We start from the raw sequence: 15,728 nt of genomic DNA, 5'->3' as shown, positions 1-15,728 counted from the left end.
TTTTACCTATTTTTCTTTTTGATATTTCTTACGCCAGTATGAAATTTTATTTTTCCAGTAGCTTACATCTTTTCCTATCTGCTCTTTCAACTCATCCACTGATTCAAATTTTTTTTCGTGCCGTATATTTTCCAAAATTTCAATAAAAATAACTTTCCCGTAAATATCTTCATTAAAATCAAAAATATTAGTTTCAACACTTAATACACCCACATCAACCGTAGGATTTCTACCAATATTCATAACTCCATTATAAACTTTTTCATCATCTTGGATACAGATTTTTACACCATAAACGCCAAATTCAGGATAAATTTTATTTTCAAATCGTAAATTTGCCGTAGGAAAACCAATCACACGTCCAAGCTGTTTTCCATAAATTACCTCCCCAAGAATAATAAAATTATGCCCAAGAAGTTTTCTAACTTTCTCAAAATTTCCTTCTTTAATATAATTTCTAACTCTTGTACTGCTTATAATTTCTCCATTTTCATCTAAAATTGGTTCTTGTACATTCAATTTTATATTTTTTTCTGTTAAAAGTTTTTCAAGTGTATCAGTATTACCAGATTTTTCTTTTCCAAAAGTAAAATTAAAACCACAGTAAACTTCAGTCGCATTTAAAATATCCACAAGGACTTTTTCTACAAACTCTTTAGGTGTGTAATTCCTAACTTTTTCAAACTGCTCCAAATAGAGATAATCAATTCCATTTTCATTTAACAAATACGCTTTTTCCGAGCAAGTCGTTATTTTAGTCTGCTGATTTTTGGGATATTCACGAAAAGTGTAAACAATTGTCTTTAAATTTTTTTCTTTAGCTTGTTTCACAGCTTTTTGTAAAATTATCTGATGTCCGATGTGAACACCATCGAAATTCCCCAAAATCACAATATTTTTATTCCGTTTTATTTCTTTAAGATTTTTATCAGAATCAACAGATTCCAAATCATCATTATATTCCACAATATCCTTTATATCAGATAAATTTTCTGTAATAAATTTCATTATTAAATCTCGTTCCTTTTTTATTTAATCAACTTACTTACTAGATTTTATCACAATTTCACTTTATACTCAACCTATAATTTTTAAATTTATTTATTATATCAAAAAATAAAAAATAGCCATAAACTCATATATTAATTTAGAATTCATGACTATGTTAATTTATTTTTAAAATTTTAGATTATGATTCTTTTTTGTCCTCTTTTACAGTATTTTCTTTGGGTTTTAAATCATTATCCTTTTCTGTCTTGCTTTTAGGCTGTTCTTCTTTTATAAGGGCGATTTTCATTTTCTTTCTTCCTTCAAATACACCGCCTTCCTGAATTACAAACACAGCTGAAGTTATTGTAGCGTAAGCTTTACCTGTACTTCCTATTTCCACTTTGTCTGCCAGTATTTCTCCAGAAACTTCGCCGTCAACTACTACAGTTTCGGCTGTAACATTTCCTTTTACCAGTCCTGTCTTTCCAATGTGGACAAGCTTGTTTCCTTTGATATCTCCGTTTAGGACACCATCCATCTTGAAGACAGAATTTGATTCAATAGTTCCTGTGATTGTTGTTTCCATTGAGATTGTACTAACTCCATGTACATTTTCTTCGTTGTTTGCAGAAAATTGGCTGCTTAGTCTGTCTCCACTTTCTCTTTTGTCTCTTGATTTTTTATCGTTGCTAGAAAATAATGCCATTTTTTTATTCATTCCTTTCTTAAAAAAATATTAATTGTTTTATCATAAAATTATAAATAAATTATCTATATTATTGTACTACATTTTCTTTGTTTTTTCAAATATTTTTTAATTATTTTATACTAACGAAATATCGACTATAATTGCTTAAATCAAAATTTTCAATATTATCCATAAATTCATCAAAACTATTTGCAATTTTTACCAATTCAAATGAAAAAAGTTTTGTATCATCTGAAAAATAGACTCCTTTATCAACTTTATTAAGAAAAAATAAATTTGAAAACGATCCGTTATCGTTAAAATCATCCGAATATAAGTCATTTAAAATACAAACATAATTTTGTAAAAATTGTTCTTCGTGCTGAATGTTCAATAAATTTTCTAGTTTAACGAGAATAAACAGCAATGCTTTTTCATAATATAATCTTTTGGATTTAGTTTTTGATTTTTCTATTCTATTCCAAAATTTTCCAGCATATTCTTTTATAATTTCACGATATTCTTCAACTTTTTCCAAAGGGAATGTTTTTAAAATTTCATTAATTTCCATTTTTAATTCATTCATAAAATTTAAAACTTTTTTATTGTCTTTGGGAATTTTTTCTTGAACTATTTCCCAATAAATTTCCTCAAATATATTCCAAAATTTTTTTAATTTTTCAGTTTTTTGGGAATTAATTAGTTCGGCAATGCTATATAAACTATGTCTTACTCGATCAATAAAATCACATTCTTCATAGCAAATCAGATCATCAGAAAAATCCAAATTAAAAAATGAAATTCTAACTTCATCCTTAAAATAAATAACTTCATATTCTCTCAACATCTTTTCATATTTAGTCGGAAAAATTTCAAAAAATTTATCATTAAAGCAATTGCTTTCATATTCTCGTTTTATACTTTCATCATAATCAATAATATCATTTTTAATCATAGCTAACTCCCTAAAAAATTCAAATATCCTCTAGCTTAAATTCTAAAAATCTTATTCATATACTTAGAAATATTATCAATCACATCTGTTGCATTCACAGTATACTGCCTTCTTACCAATTCATCTGCAATTTTACCATGCAAATACGCTCCAATACTAGCAGATTTCATTAAATCGTATTTTTGTCCAGCAAGTGAACATATTATTCCTGTTAGGCAATCTCCCATTCCACCGTTTGCCATGTGTGAATTTCCTGTACTGTTTGCAAAAAGTTCTTCTCCATTTGTAATAATGGTATTTTTACCTTTTAATAGCAAAATTATGCCATATTTTCTTGAAAACTCTTTTGCTATTTCAAATTTATTTTTATTAATTACTTCTGGCGAAAATCTTGTCAGTCGTGAAAATTCAACTAAATGTGGTGTCAAAACGCTTCTATTTCTTATTTTTTCCAAAAGTTCCCTGCTTTCTGCCAACAAATTTAAAGCATCTGCGTCTAATATCAGTTTTATTGTATTTCCTTTATTGTTTTTCTCAATACTGATCAATTTTTCAAAAATTAAAAAGGCTTGCTTACTTTTTCCAATCCCTGGTCCAATTGCAATTATATCGCTGTTTAAGATTTCGTTTTCTAATTTTTCGAGATTTTCATTTATATTATCAAAATTAATTGGAAAACTCATAGCTTCTGGCACAAATACATTTAATGAAAAGTTATTTTTATCAGTAATTACAGTAGTAAGTCCTGCTCCAGTTCTCACACATGATTTTGCAACTATATTTCCTGCACCATAAAATCCACTGCTTCCAGCAAAAATCAATACTTTTCCAAAATCTCCCTTATGGGAATCTTTATTTCTTTTTATATGAAAACTCTTTACCATGTCAGGTGTTAAATAATATTCTTTGACTAAATGATTGATATTAGTTTCGTTCAATCCAATATTTTCAATAATGACTTTTCCTAAGTAATCTTTTATTTTTGAATTTAAAAATCCTTTTTTGTAAGTAACAAATGAAATTGTAATATCAGCTTTGACTGAAATTCCCATAATTTCACCATTATCGCCATTAATTCCAGAGGGAATATCAATTGAATAAATAGCCTTATTGTTACTTGCTGTATTGATTTTTTCGATAATTTCCCGATAGATTCCTTTTATTTCTGAATTTAATCCTGTTCCAAAAATCCCTTCAATAACAACATTGCAGTCTAAAAGCAACTTATCCAATTCTTCTGTTTTATAAAATATTTTAATTCCCATATTCTTGCAAATTTTATAATTTATCATGCAATCATTACTCATATTTTCATTACTAATACAAAAAATTTTGACATTTTTCCCCTTTGAAAATAACTGGCGTGCAATCGCATAACCATCTCCACCATTATTTCCCTTACCACAAATAATAAGAAAATTATCTTCATTTTCATCAATATGTTTCACAAACGAAATCGCGGCATTTTCCATAAGCACAATACTCGGTATTTTTAATTCATTTATCGCAAAACTGTCAATTTTTTTTGTAGTTTCATTCCCGCCTAACAACATTTTCATCGCCTCTTTTTTTATTTAAACTTTTTACATTTCTGCAAAGCCAAAGTGCATATAATCTCGTGTTCTAAAATTTGCTCCCCAGACCCATCCTCTTTTTGTAAAGGCTCTCACTACATCTCCGTCAAGTTTTATAGAATATGGATTGCTGTTTGGTTCCCAGCTTTTTCCGACAATAGCTTTTCCGTTACTGTTTACCTGTGGATTTTCTTCGGGATTCAAGTCTATTGCCCGTCCTGTACTGTGAAGGCTTTTAAAACTTCCACGCCACGAATATCCAATTAATCTTTTTATTGGAAATTTTTCCTTCCCTTTATGTATCTCATGAAAAATCTCCTTTACCTCATCTGCCAGAACATCCAAAACCTGAATTTTCTCAGTATCAGAAACCTTTTTTCCGTCCTTTAGCCTCCAGACAGGCAGTTCCACCCAAACCAGTCTTGATTCAGCTTCTGCTCTTGTAGAAACATCTCTTATTCTATCCTTAACCTTTTGCTTCAATTCAGAATCTGGATCAGGGTTCTCAACCTTTCGCTTAGATCTAAAAGAATATAGATTTTCATAAATATCATTTGCTGTACTTATAGCTGTTGCAGAAAGTATTAATGCAGTCAGTAATGCAAATCGCCTTATTCCATTTTTAAGATTTATCTTATTCATAATAATATACCATTCCTTTATTTTTAATTTGATAATAAACTTATAAACTTTTTTAATCATAAATTTCTTGCTAAATAATAATACTCCAAAGCAAGAGATTATTTTTCTTTTAATTTTCTTGACGCTGTTTCAATATTCTTTTAAAATCTACCTTGGAAATCTTACTTTCTATAATAAGATCTTGAGGAATAAACAGCATTTTTAAATTTTTAAGATACTGAACATATTCAATATTTTTAATTCGATTTTTTCTATAAATATAAATATCTTCCAAATTTTTTAATTTATTGAGTTCTTTAATGTCAATAATGTCATAATTTTCATCATCATAAGAAAAATCCTTGATTTGATTTCTAGTTATCGGATTTATTTCTTCAATATAATCTGTATGAATATTTTCGATTTTATTTAACGAAATGAACCATTTTAAATATCCGTACATAAAATTGTTGCTGTTACCCTGCCTTCTAATGCACGTCCTTTTTGAAATTTCATCCATCTTGACTAATCCCATAATTCTATTGACATTTTCAAATATTTCACTTTGCTTTGCCTCTAAATCGTAAGATTCAAAATCCAAATTTTGATTTCCCATAGATTTATTAAACTTTTTAAAATTTTTTACAATATCTTTCCCCTCATCATATTCTCCAGAACAGTTTGAAAATATTTCAGATTTCATATTCAGATAATATTCATTATTAACTTTCACAATATTGCTATCCTTTTTTATTTCTTCTTCTAAATTTATTCCATACATTTTGTATCTTTCTTCTAGAGATTTCATTGTAAAATCTTTCCTGTTTACCAAAATATCTTTAACATTTTTATCAATTTCATCCTTTTTTAGAATTTCACTTTTTTCAGGAAAAATACTTCCTTTAATCACATTTACTCCCTGTACCCCTAAATCATTTTCAGAAGTTATTAAATGCTTTAAAACAATTTTATTATTATTTTCTTTTTCTAAAATCGTGCTTCCATTTAGATTTAGTTCCAAAAGATTCTCAATTTCATTAACCTTATGGAAATTTTTAATATTTACATTGTTTAAAGTAAGTTTAATAATATTTTTCAAATTTGAAATTTTAGAAATATCTGCTTCCTCATCATTTTTGCCATCCACAGAGATGTAATAAACCTTTTCCTGCGATTTTAAAGATAAATTTTTAAAATTCTCAAAATTGACATTATAAAAACTTTTTGCACCAATAAAAAACTTTATCTGCTTTCCAATACTTTTATTAAAATCTTTTGAAGAAACAATTTTTTCATTCATAACTTTTTCAAGTAGTACGAAATCTTTAAAATCACTTTTTGCTTTAAAATTTATATTTTTATCAAGTTTTATAAAATAAGTGCCATTTTTTAATTTAAGATTTCCATTTTTCTTCAGTTCCTGTTTCAAATCTATCCCAAATCGTAAATAAGTATTTTCCAGCTCATTTGCAGAATATTCAAATTTTATTTTGCTTGCTTTTTTATCAGAAACAATTTTTACAGAAATAATTGTAAAAATAAATATACAGCATATTGAGAGCATTAATATTTTTTTTCTCATTCAATTATCTCCCTATTTTTTTTATTACCCTATTTCCCTTTTCAAAATATTTTCAATATTTCTTCAAATCTATTTTAGAAATCTTATTATAAACGAATAATGTGACATCTAATTTTTTTTATTTTGATTTTGAATATTATAACGCTTTTCTTTCTACTGCCTTTTTATCTCGGTAAATAAAATAAGTTTCTTTCATCTTACTTTTCTCCATAAGTATTTTAAAATTTACTGACAATATCTCACTCTATATTTTTCATTAAATCTCAAAATCCTTAAACTCTCCACCATCCAAAATCTTCACACTCTTAAACCCAACTTTTCTAGCGATTTCAAGACTTTCTTCAAAATAAAAATCAATATTTTTAGTTTCGTGTGCATCAGAAGAAATTGTAATTGGAATATTTTTGGCTAATATTCTTTCCAGTATTGGAACACTCGGATAAGGAGTTTGTGTCCATCCTCTTGACATTCCACCAGTATTAATTTCAATAATCGCATCAGTTTTTGCTATTTCATCCAGTACGTATTCCACTTTCTTTTTGTACCAGTCAGCATTTTCATCAAAATATTTCAAATCTTTGTTAAATTTTCTAACTAAATCTAAATGTCCAATAATATCAGGCTTTTGAGTATGTACCATTTCCACAATATTATCAAAATATGCTTCAATGAATACTCTTTCGTCTTCATTTGCATAACTTTTTATTCCGTATTTCAAAATTTCAGGCGTGTTATCAACACAGTAATACTCTTCTTTTTCTCTATCTTTCACATAATGAACAGATCCAATCCTAAAATCAAGTCCCATTTCCTTATCAGTTTCCTTGTTATACCCAGTATAAAAATCAGCTTCGATTCCAATATAAATCTGCATTTTATTTTTGTATTTTTCTTTTAGTTCTTTTAATTCCTTCAAATATTCCTGCGTTCCTTGTTCAGTCATGCACGGTTCTGTATCAAATGCTGTAAAAGAATGTCCTGAAAGCCCAACACTTGTAAATCCTTTCTCTATTGCAGTTAAAATATAATCTTCAGCATTGTTTTTTCCATCGCAGTAAAATGTGTGGGCGTGAAGATTTGATGGGAAAATTGTTTTTTTAGTTTGCATTTTTATCAGCTCCTTATTAAAAATTAAACTTTTTTCAATTCTTTTTACACTTTTTTCAAAATCTATAGTTTTTTTCTAAGATAATTCTAATTTATTTTTTGGTTTTTTGTATTATTATTTTTCATACACTTTTTTATATACAAAAGAAAAAATAATAATTGAAATAACAAATACCCAACCTTCTATAATTACTAAATTTGTTACTAATTTAGTCTGATAAAGTCCTGCAAATATATCAATAAAAGTGTGTAATAAAATGGCTATAGGAAATAATATTTTTTTATTTTTAAAATGCACGCTGTAAAAAACAAGTATTGAACAGGCTATATGTACCAAAATTGCGCTAATTCTTTCAATTAATGAGATTCCTAAAGTTCCAAAAGAGATAGAAGCTATTAATTGAGGTATTGCTTGCAATGATTTAAGTTGAACTTGATTATTACCTGCCTGTTCCAAAAGTTTGGCAAACTGTCCTGAATTAATCATTTGGGCAAATACTAGACATTGTATACCAGCAAAAGTAAGTATAAATACCATTTCAATCCCACTATGTCCTATTCCATATGAAATAGCAGTTTTCTTATTTTTTCTTTTTTTCAACAAAAATTTAAATGCCACAAATCTTCCACTTTCTTCAAATATTCCTGCCAATAATGCTGGAACAATCACAAATACCCATTTATTATTCGCTATATAGTTGCTAATTGGATTTTTGACCTGAAACAAAAACACTTTAGGAATACTTTCTAAAATAATTGCAAATAAAATAAATGTAACAGCTCCAATAAATATAGTTGATATTGGCTCTTTTGTCTTAATTTTCCATATTGCAGCGATTATTAAAGGTACAGCCGTTCCAATAATAACCATTAAAATTATTGCGGTAATAGTACTAGTTCCAATATATTCATAATTCATAATTACCCCCTAATTTTTTATTTTTCATAAATAACATTCATATCTTGTTCTTAAAAATAATTCATACAAATTTTTTCAATAATAAACAAAAAAATATTTTTTACTTTTCTCCACCCATTTTTTCCTGTTTAACTTTATGATCAACAACATGTCTTTTAGCAAGTTCATTCTTCACGTCTTGAATAGTAAGCCCTTGTTCAATCATTAATACCAAAGTGTGATAATACAAATCTGCAATTTCATATTTCAGTTCATCATTATCATTATTTTTAGCACCAATAATAACTTCTGTACATTCCTCGCCAACTTTTTTCAGGATTTTGTCAAGCCCTTTTTCAAAAAGATAACTTGTATATGATTTTTCCTCAGGATTGACCTTTCTATCTTTTATTAAATTATAAAGTTTCTCAGGACTAAAATTACTGTAATTTTCTGCTTCAAATAAAGAATTGAAAAAACAGCTTTCAGAGCCAGTATGGCAAGCAGGGCCTTCCTTTTTTACTTCCACAAGCAAAGAATCGGAATCACAATCATATTTTACCGAAACAACATTCTGATAATTTCCCGAAGTTTCTCCTTTTAACCATAATTTCTGTCTACTTCTGCTATAAAAACAAGTTTTTTTATCTCTCAAAGTTATTTCTAGGCTTTCCTTATTCATATACGCAAGAGTCAGCACTTCTTTTGTATAATAATCTTGTATTATTGCGGGGACAAGCCCTTTTTCGTCAAATTTTATTTGTTCTATATTCATTTTTTACCTCTTTTCTAATTTTTCTCTTAATATGTAAATATACTTTGACAAATCTTCCATTTCAAAAACAGAAACTTTATAAAGCATTTCTAAACTTTTTCTCCACTGAAGTTTCTTCCTTTTTTACACATAAATTACACTCCCCAAAATTTCTTCCTTTATATCATCTTTGTATTTTTGAACTTTTGGATTTTTAAATTTATATTCAAACATACTTTCATCAACTAAATCCACTTTTTTTTGAAAAATTTCTTCTAGTTTTTTATGTAAACTACAAAAATTCTGATACATCCCCTTCTTAAATTCCATTTTTACAAGAATATCAATATCACTATCATTTGTATTAATATTTTTTGAAAAACTTCCAAAAAGACCTAATTTTAAAATCGAATATTTCTCTTTATTAATCTCTTTTAGTTTTTTTTAAATCTCTTCTTTTTTTATATTCATCTTTTTGTCCTTTCTAAAAATTTAAGATTTAGTTTTATTGTAACATAATTTATGGTATAATACAGATTTAAATGATTCTCATAAAGTATTTGATATTCAGTTTTATTGTAACATAATTTATGGTATAATATAGATATAAATAATACATAAAGGAGTGTGTTTACTTATGAAAATTATACCAATTCGTGATTTAAAAAATACAGTCGAAATTGAAAAATACTGTTCCGAAGAACAAGGACCGATATTTATAACTAAAAATGGTTATGGACGCCTAGTTGTAATGGATATTGAATATTATGAACGAACTATGCGTGAAATTGAAGAAGCAAAACTTCTGCTTGATGGAATAAAAGATGTTCAAAATAACAATGTTTTAGACGGTAAAAATACTATTAATGAATTAAGAGGTAAATATGGAATCTAAATATTCTTATCAATTTACTAAAAGTGCTAAAAATGATTTAGAACAAATTCTTCATTACATCAAAATAGATTTAGGCAAGCCAACAGCTGCATTTTCTTTTATGAATAAATTTCAAGAAGCTGTTAGTAATATTCAATTATTTCCAAACAGTTGTCCAAAAGTTATAAATAAATTTTTATCTGAATCTATTATTATTAGAAAAAAATTGATTAGCAACTACGTTTTATATTATTCTGTAAATGATAATTTAAAAAGTATAATTATTTTGCGTATTGTTTTTAGCCATAGAGATATAGACTCTATTTTAAAAAATGAAAACTAATGAGAGATTAAGAGATTATCTTATCTCTCTTTTTTATTTTAAAATTAAATATCAACTATCAACTATATCAAATCCTCATTTCCACTCCATTATCCCTCAGATACCTTTTCAGCTCCATAATTTCCACTTCTTTAAAATGAAAAATCGAAGCCGCCAGCCCTGCATCAATTTCTGGTATTTTAAATAATTCCTTAAAATGTTCCATATTACCAGCTCCACCTGACGCAATTATTGGAATTGACAATTTTTCAGCCAAAATTGATAATAATTCCAAATCAAAGCCATTTTTAACGCCATCCGTATCGATACTATTCACAACAACTTCTCCAGCTCCATTTTCCTGCCCCTGCACAAACCATTCAATTGCATCAATTCCAGTATTTTCTCTGCCGCCTTTTGCAAAAACTTTAAATTTGCCGTCTACTCTTTTTACATCAACAGACAAGACTACACACTGGTCTCCATATTTTTTTGCAGCTTCTTCGATTAATTTTGGATTTCTTATCGCACCTGAATTAATACTCACTTTATCTGCCCCCGCTTTTAGCACTCTGTCAAAATCATCTAGTGTGTTTATCCCACCGCCAACAGTAAGCGGAATAAATATTTGACTTGCGACTTCCTTCAAAATATCAGTAAAAAGCCCTCTTTCCTCAACAGTTGCTGTAATATCATAAAAAACAAGTTCATCAGCACCAGATTTATTATAAAACTTTGCTAACTCAACGGGATTGTCAACTTCTTTTATCCCAGTAAAATTAACGCCTTTTACCACTTTCCCATTTCTCACGTCCAAACAGGGAACAATTCTCTTTGCAAGCATTTTTACACCCACTTTCTTTTAATATGCAATATTTACATTTTCAATTTCATTTAAACAATTTTTAAAATATTATTTGCTAACTTCCAATACTTCTTTTAAGTCAAGATTTCCAGAATAAATTGCCTTTCCAACAATAGCTCCATAAACCCCGTTTTTATTAAGTTCCTTTATTTCATCTAAAAATGTAATTCCACCAGAAGCTATAATATCTGATTTTACTATTTTGGACAATTTTTTATAAATTTCAAGATTTGTGCCATTTAACATTCCATCTTTTGAAATGTCAGTATAAATTATTGTTTTTACTCCAATGTCCGATAATTTTTTGCAAAACTCAACTGAATTTAATTCAACGGTTTCTGTCCATCCCTTTACAGCTACTTTTTCATTTTTCGCATCCACAGAAACTGCAATTTTATCTCCATATTTTTTTACCATTTCTCTTAAAAACTCTTCATTTTCAACAGCAATTGTTCCCAAAATAACTCTATTTACACCTAACTCAATATATTTTTTTATTCTCTCTTCATTACGGATTCCACCGCCAACTTGAACAAAAAAATCACTTTTTTCAACCAGTTCCTTTATAACTTCATAGTTTTTAGTATTTCCATCTTTTGCTCCGTCCAAATCTACAATATGAAGATTTTTTGAATTATTTTTATTAAAAAAATCCAAAACTTCAACAGGATTTTTAAAAAACACTTCTACTTGATTATAATCTCCCTGTTTCAGTCGCACTGCCTGACCGTTATGTAAGTCTATCGCTGGAAAAATCTCTATCATAATTTAATCTCCTTCAAATATTATATACTTTTTTATTTTATAACTCTATTTTTTTATGTACTGCAAAATTTTTCAAAAAAGTTAGGTCATTCCAAAATACAAAGGAAAAATCCACATGTTTGGAATATCTGCTCCAACAACCATACTCGAAATTCTAACTTTGATAAAAAATCTCAAAATATTAATCAAGCATTCTTATTTTATCCAGATTTTTTTGAAATATTTTCTTATTATTGTAAAAATCAGTTCTATTCGCCTTTGCCAGCTCCGATTTTATATACCAGTTTTGATACCTGTTGTAGTACAATATTTCTTCACTTGGCTTATTTTTTCCTTCAAAATTTTCATAATAAAAATCAATTGCATCCTGTGTACGGTTCTCATTTAAATAAAAACTTATCGCAAACCATCCCATCGTCAATTTGTATGCCCACGCCTGCTCATCAGAAATATGTGATTCTTCCGTTTTTGTTTTATCATCGCACATCTTCATAATGGAATTTAAACTTGCAAGTGCCGCTTTTTCATCGTTTTTCATAACATTCCAGATTGCATCTCTTCCTATCGTATATGTTACAGCAATTCTAGTGATTAAATAATCAGGGTATTCCCTTTTAAGTTTTTCATAATTTTTATCAAACGCTGCTGTATCTCCTTTGTTAGAATAATACATATTTGAAAAAAATAATTTTGACACTTCATAAGGATTATATTTTTCATACCGCTTAAAATTATTTAATTTTTCGGCATCACTTTTTCCAAGTGCATTATAAATATTTATCAAATTTTCTGATAATACAAAATTCTTCTCATTCTTTTTCAGCAATGCTTCAATTTTTAATGCCAGATTTTTTACTTTTTCCCTATCAGGTTCACTCGCTACATTAGGTATTTCTTTATCCAGTTCTATTGTTTTTACTATTATTTCCTGAGAAACTCCTAATTTTGACAAATCCTGCCTTATCATTTCACTTCGGCTTTTAGCATTCATATTCACTACAACAAGAAGGCTTATCAATAATATCATTTTTTTCATAAATACCTCTTTCTCAATTAAAAAATAAGTTATCAAAACCAAAAAAATCAATAAACTAAGTAAAATAATCGTAATGTTACTTTTATTTTATTAATTCTCCCCAGTTTTTTAATAACTTCAATCCAGTATCTCCACTTTTTTCAGGATGAAACTGCATTCCATAGACATTTTCATTTTTTACAATTCCAGATATTTTTGTCCCATACTCTGAATATGCGACAATATTTTTCATATCTGTTTTTGCAAAATACGAATGAACATAATAAACATATTCATTATCGTTTACATCTTTTAAAATTTTATCATCCTTAAATCCACCATTTATGGCTAAACTATTCCATCCCATGTGAGGTATTTTCAAATCAGAGTTTTCAGGAATATATTTTTTTATTTCCTCAACAGTTCCATTTATAAGCCCAAGTCCTTCATATTCACCATATTCATAACTTTTTTCAAAAAGCATCTGCATACCAAGACAAATTCCCAAAAACGGCTTTCCGTTCTTTGCTTCATTTATCAAAATCTCTTTTAGCCTATATTTTTCCAAATTCCCAATAGCATCTCTAAAAGCCCCAACTCCTGGCAATATTATCCCCTTAGCATTTTTTATCTCTTCAATATTATTAGTCAGCTTCGTATCCAGTCCGACATAGTTTAAAGAAGAAAGTAAGGAAAAAAGGTTTCCTACCCCATAATCAATCACTGCTATCATAAGTAAAAAAATCCTTTCTATTTTATTGTTTGTTCATTTGTTATTTTTAATAATTTATTTAAATACATTATACAATGTTATTTCAGAAAAGACAATAAATTTTCGTTTTACGATAAGGAATAAATATAAACAAAAAAATGCCTATAAAAGACATTTTATATTTTAAAATTTTATTTGTTTCTCCTTTCGGAGTTCTATCCTTTTTTATGAAGATGTAAAATATATTGTAGAAAAATTTGAAAAGTTTCCGTCTCCTTTCGGAGTTCTATCCTTTTTTATATTAATTTATAATTCAAACAATAAAAAAGATTATCAAGACCTTCCGTCTCCTTTCGGAGTTCTATCCTTTTTTATATCTAAAATAAAAATACACTATAATAAAAACACTAAATGTTCCGTCTCCTTTCGGAGTTCTATCCTTTTTTATATCCTCTTACAATTAACCCCTTATTTTATGATATGTTATTTGGCTATTTTCGTGAGAATTATTTAAATTTTCAGTTTTTTTACAAAAAGAATAAAAATTATGTTCTAATTCCCATTTTTACAGTATCGTGGCAATTTCTATATAAAATAATAATCTTCGTTTTCAATTTCTGTTAATTCGCCGTAGATTACTTTTTTTACATTTTGGTTAAGTCTGTATATTCTTATTAAATCACCTTCTTCTGCAAACTTTTCTATTTTTTTTAAAAGAATTTCACATTTTTCTCTAGTCAATAAACATTCAAAAGCTGACCTTTGAATTCTATTTCCAAAAGAATTTAAAAGTTTTTTAAGAAATTCTCTTCTCTTGTTGTCTATAATATCATAAATTACAACAACTGTAAAGGTATCTTCAAAAAATTCATTACAAAAATCTTCATCTAAAAAATCCCATTCATCCATATCATCATCACCTTATCACCTTATTAATATTGAATTATAAATATTTGGATTATTTTCCTCTATTGCTTTTATCAATTGCATCACCTGATATTCTATTATTCTTCTAAAACTCATTTTATATGATACTTCCTTGACATACCCAACTTCCTGCTTTAATCTTTTTTCAAATTCTGCAATAAATTTTTTACACCCTTCCTTGTCCAAATACACTCCGCCATTTTCTTGATTATACTCAAAATTTTCTTTTTTTATTTTATTGTTGTTTAAAAGAGCGATTGCCAAAGAGTCAATCAACATCGGTCTCCATTCTTCCATTAAATCTGAGCATAACGCAGGATGCTTAGATTTATCAGAATGAAGAAATGCGGCATAAGGGTGTAATCCTTTGGATTCAACAATTGTAAATATTTCATAATGAAGTAGTGTGTATCCAAAACTCAAAACAGAATTGAATGGATCTTTTGGCGGTCTTCTAGTTCTTTTAGAAAATGAATATTCTTTATCAATTATGTTACTGATTCCTTGATAGTACAATTTTGCTAAATATCCTTCCATTCCCATTAGTTCTTCAATAGATTTAGATTTTTCTATATTCTTTGAATAAACTGACATTTTTAGTATAATATCTGTAATTTCTGGACTTTTTAACAATTTATTTGCTCTCATAAGTATAGTTTTTTGGTTTGCTGCCTTTCCTTTGATAAATTGTTTACTTATTCCCAAAGAAAAAATTTTATCATCACTTTTTCTAAATTGTAATCTCTGCCTTTCTATATTTACGTGTCCCGTTGATTCCAATCTTCCAAAATAAGAACCATTTTTGGACAAAAAAGTTAGATTTACTCCCCTTGTCAACATTTGCTGAACACATTTTGTACTAACTTGAATCGCACCAAAAATCACAATATTATCTATATTTTCAATCGGCATCGACTTAAAATCATCTTCTGAATAATTTATAATTAATCTATTTTCTTTATATTTTAACACTGCTCCTTGTTCATAAACATATACATTACTCATTTTACTTACCTCATGTTCTTTGAAAAATACTCTAGCCAAATAGAAAATTTGTAATTTAAATTTTTACAAATCTT

17 protein-coding genes and 1 pseudogene are annotated in these 15,728 nt (G+C 27.6%); 2 read left to right on the top strand and 16 right to left on the bottom strand.

Translation table 11 applies throughout. From position 1 onward, the window contains the following. Positions 1-6: 6 nt before the first annotated feature. The 10 genes and pseudogenes from FVE77_RS06540 to FVE77_RS06490 form a co-directional block, all read right to left on the bottom strand. A complete protein-coding gene (locus tag FVE77_RS06540; RefSeq protein ID WP_026746268.1) occupies positions 7-1,008 on the bottom strand; it encodes a bifunctional riboflavin kinase/FAD synthetase in 1,002 nt (333 codons plus the stop codon). Between the two features lie 181 nt (positions 1,009-1,189). Further along, on the bottom strand, positions 1,190-1,696 hold the full coding sequence (locus tag FVE77_RS06535; protein ID WP_036088051.1) for a bactofilin family protein: 507 nt from the start codon (positions 1,694-1,696) through the stop codon (positions 1,190-1,192). A 112-nt stretch (positions 1,697-1,808) separates the two neighbouring features. Beyond that, positions 1,809-2,633, bottom strand: a complete 825-nt coding sequence (locus tag FVE77_RS06530; RefSeq protein ID WP_026746270.1) for a hypothetical protein — start codon at positions 2,631-2,633, stop codon at positions 1,809-1,811. Between the two features lie 35 nt (positions 2,634-2,668). Next, entirely contained in the window at positions 2,669-4,192 is a 1,524-nt protein-coding gene (locus tag FVE77_RS06525; protein WP_232052893.1) for an NAD(P)H-hydrate dehydratase, read from the bottom strand. Between the two features lie 24 nt (positions 4,193-4,216). Continuing rightward, positions 4,217-4,849, bottom strand: a complete 633-nt coding sequence (locus tag FVE77_RS06520) for a M15 family metallopeptidase (protein ID WP_081690336.1) — start codon at positions 4,847-4,849, stop codon at positions 4,217-4,219. Positions 4,850-4,958: 109 nt separating this feature from the next. Beyond that, on the bottom strand, positions 4,959-6,410 hold the full coding sequence (locus FVE77_RS06515) for a hypothetical protein (RefSeq protein ID WP_026746272.1): 1,452 nt from the start codon (positions 6,408-6,410) through the stop codon (positions 4,959-4,961). A gap of 256 nt (positions 6,411-6,666) precedes the next feature. Continuing rightward, a complete protein-coding gene (gene hisJ, locus FVE77_RS06510) occupies positions 6,667-7,518 on the bottom strand; it encodes a histidinol-phosphatase HisJ (protein ID WP_026746273.1) in 852 nt (283 codons plus the stop codon). Between the two features lie 114 nt (positions 7,519-7,632). After that, the gene (locus tag FVE77_RS06505; RefSeq protein ID WP_051254491.1) at positions 7,633-8,436 is read right to left on the bottom strand and encodes a YhfC family intramembrane metalloprotease; all 804 of its coding nucleotides are present in this window, start codon (positions 8,434-8,436) and stop codon (positions 7,633-7,635) included. 100 nt (positions 8,437-8,536) lie between these two features. Next, positions 8,537-9,190 carry a bifunctional phosphoribosyl-AMP cyclohydrolase/phosphoribosyl-ATP diphosphatase HisIE gene (gene hisIE, locus FVE77_RS06500; RefSeq protein WP_026746274.1) on the bottom strand — a complete coding sequence of 218 codons (654 nt, stop codon included), beginning with the start codon at positions 9,188-9,190 and terminating at the stop codon, positions 8,537-8,539. Between the two features lie 123 nt (positions 9,191-9,313). Further along, positions 9,314-9,601: pseudogene (locus FVE77_RS06490) on the bottom strand (nucleotidyltransferase family protein); the annotation flags it as partial. Positions 9,602-9,806: 205 nt separating this feature from the next. Between FVE77_RS06490 and FVE77_RS06485 the strand changes: the two are divergent. Both FVE77_RS06485 and FVE77_RS06480 read left to right on the top strand, forming a co-directional pair. Then, complete coding sequence (locus FVE77_RS06485; RefSeq protein WP_026746275.1) at positions 9,807-10,064, top strand: type II toxin-antitoxin system Phd/YefM family antitoxin; 258 nt, start codon at positions 9,807-9,809, stop codon at positions 10,062-10,064. After that, the gene (locus FVE77_RS06480) at positions 10,054-10,386 is read left to right on the top strand and encodes a type II toxin-antitoxin system RelE/ParE family toxin (RefSeq protein ID WP_026746276.1); all 333 of its coding nucleotides are present in this window, start codon (positions 10,054-10,056) and stop codon (positions 10,384-10,386) included. Before FVE77_RS06485 ends, FVE77_RS06480 begins: the two co-directional genes overlap by 11 nt. Positions 10,387-10,453: 67 nt before the next feature. On the opposite strand, the gene hisF is transcribed toward FVE77_RS06480, so the two are convergent. The 6 genes from hisF to cas1 form a co-directional block, all read right to left on the bottom strand. Then, positions 10,454-11,209, bottom strand: coding sequence for an imidazole glycerol phosphate synthase subunit HisF (gene hisF / locus FVE77_RS06475; protein ID WP_026746277.1), 756 nt, complete (start codon positions 11,207-11,209; stop codon positions 10,454-10,456). 69 nt (positions 11,210-11,278) lie between these two features. After that, on the bottom strand, positions 11,279-11,995 hold the full coding sequence (hisA, locus tag FVE77_RS06470) for a 1-(5-phosphoribosyl)-5-[(5-phosphoribosylamino)methylideneamino]imidazole-4-carboxamide isomerase (protein ID WP_081690316.1): 717 nt from the start codon (positions 11,993-11,995) through the stop codon (positions 11,279-11,281). Positions 11,996-12,176: 181 nt separating this feature from the next. Further along, complete coding sequence (locus FVE77_RS06465; RefSeq protein WP_026746279.1) at positions 12,177-13,031, bottom strand: hypothetical protein; 855 nt, start codon at positions 13,029-13,031, stop codon at positions 12,177-12,179. Between the two features lie 82 nt (positions 13,032-13,113). Beyond that, on the bottom strand, positions 13,114-13,743 hold the full coding sequence (gene hisH, locus FVE77_RS06460; RefSeq protein WP_026746280.1) for an imidazole glycerol phosphate synthase subunit HisH: 630 nt from the start codon (positions 13,741-13,743) through the stop codon (positions 13,114-13,116). Between the two features lie 564 nt (positions 13,744-14,307). After that, entirely contained in the window at positions 14,308-14,631 is a 324-nt protein-coding gene (cas2, locus tag FVE77_RS06455) for a CRISPR-associated endonuclease Cas2 (RefSeq protein WP_026746281.1), read from the bottom strand. 15 nt (positions 14,632-14,646) lie between these two features. After that, positions 14,647-15,654, bottom strand: coding sequence for a CRISPR-associated endonuclease Cas1 (cas1, locus tag FVE77_RS06450; protein ID WP_026746282.1), 1,008 nt, complete (start codon positions 15,652-15,654; stop codon positions 14,647-14,649). Positions 15,655-15,728: the final 74 nt, after the last annotated feature.

Source organism: Leptotrichia hofstadii (assembly GCF_007990525.1).
In the GTDB taxonomy this organism is placed as follows: Bacteria; Fusobacteriota; Fusobacteriia; order Fusobacteriales; family Leptotrichiaceae; genus Leptotrichia; species Leptotrichia hofstadii.
This window is presented reverse-complemented; position numbering and strand designations above follow the sequence as displayed.

What these genes read in the sequence shown, in the direction of transcription:
- FVE77_RS06540 (WP_026746268.1), bottom strand. Translation starts at nt 1,008, where the DNA reads ATGAAATTTATTACAGAAAATTTATCTGATATAAAGGATATTGTGGAA.
- FVE77_RS06535 (WP_036088051.1), bottom strand. Translation starts at nt 1,696, where the DNA reads ATGGCATTATTTTCTAGCAACGATAAAAAATCAAGAGACAAAAGAGAA.
- FVE77_RS06530 (WP_026746270.1), bottom strand. Translation starts at nt 2,633, where the DNA reads ATGATTAAAAATGATATTATTGATTATGATGAAAGTATAAAACGAGAA.
- FVE77_RS06525 (WP_232052893.1), bottom strand. Translation starts at nt 4,192, where the DNA reads ATGAAAATGTTGTTAGGCGGGAATGAAACTACAAAAAAAATTGACAGT.
- FVE77_RS06520 (WP_081690336.1), bottom strand. Translation starts at nt 4,849, where the DNA reads ATGAATAAGATAAATCTTAAAAATGGAATAAGGCGATTTGCATTACTG.
- FVE77_RS06515 (WP_026746272.1), bottom strand. Translation starts at nt 6,410, where the DNA reads ATGAGAAAAAAAATATTAATGCTCTCAATATGCTGTATATTTATTTTT.
- hisJ (WP_026746273.1), bottom strand. Translation starts at nt 7,518, where the DNA reads ATGCAAACTAAAAAAACAATTTTCCCATCAAATCTTCACGCCCACACA.
- FVE77_RS06505 (WP_051254491.1), bottom strand. Translation starts at nt 8,436, where the DNA reads ATGAATTATGAATATATTGGAACTAGTACTATTACCGCAATAATTTTA.
- hisIE (WP_026746274.1), bottom strand. Translation starts at nt 9,190, where the DNA reads ATGAATATAGAACAAATAAAATTTGACGAAAAAGGGCTTGTCCCCGCA.
- FVE77_RS06485 (WP_026746275.1), top strand. Translation starts at nt 9,807, where the DNA reads ATGAAAATTATACCAATTCGTGATTTAAAAAATACAGTCGAAATTGAA.
- FVE77_RS06480 (WP_026746276.1), top strand. Translation starts at nt 10,054, where the DNA reads ATGGAATCTAAATATTCTTATCAATTTACTAAAAGTGCTAAAAATGAT.
- hisF (WP_026746277.1), bottom strand. Translation starts at nt 11,209, where the DNA reads ATGCTTGCAAAGAGAATTGTTCCCTGTTTGGACGTGAGAAATGGGAAA.
- hisA (WP_081690316.1), bottom strand. Translation starts at nt 11,995, where the DNA reads ATGATAGAGATTTTTCCAGCGATAGACTTACATAACGGTCAGGCAGTG.
- FVE77_RS06465 (WP_026746279.1), bottom strand. Translation starts at nt 13,031, where the DNA reads ATGAAAAAAATGATATTATTGATAAGCCTTCTTGTTGTAGTGAATATG.
- hisH (WP_026746280.1), bottom strand. Translation starts at nt 13,743, where the DNA reads ATGATAGCAGTGATTGATTATGGGGTAGGAAACCTTTTTTCCTTACTT.
- cas2 (WP_026746281.1), bottom strand. Translation starts at nt 14,631, where the DNA reads ATGGATGAATGGGATTTTTTAGATGAAGATTTTTGTAATGAATTTTTT.
- cas1 (WP_026746282.1), bottom strand. Translation starts at nt 15,654, where the DNA reads ATGAGTAATGTATATGTTTATGAACAAGGAGCAGTGTTAAAATATAAA.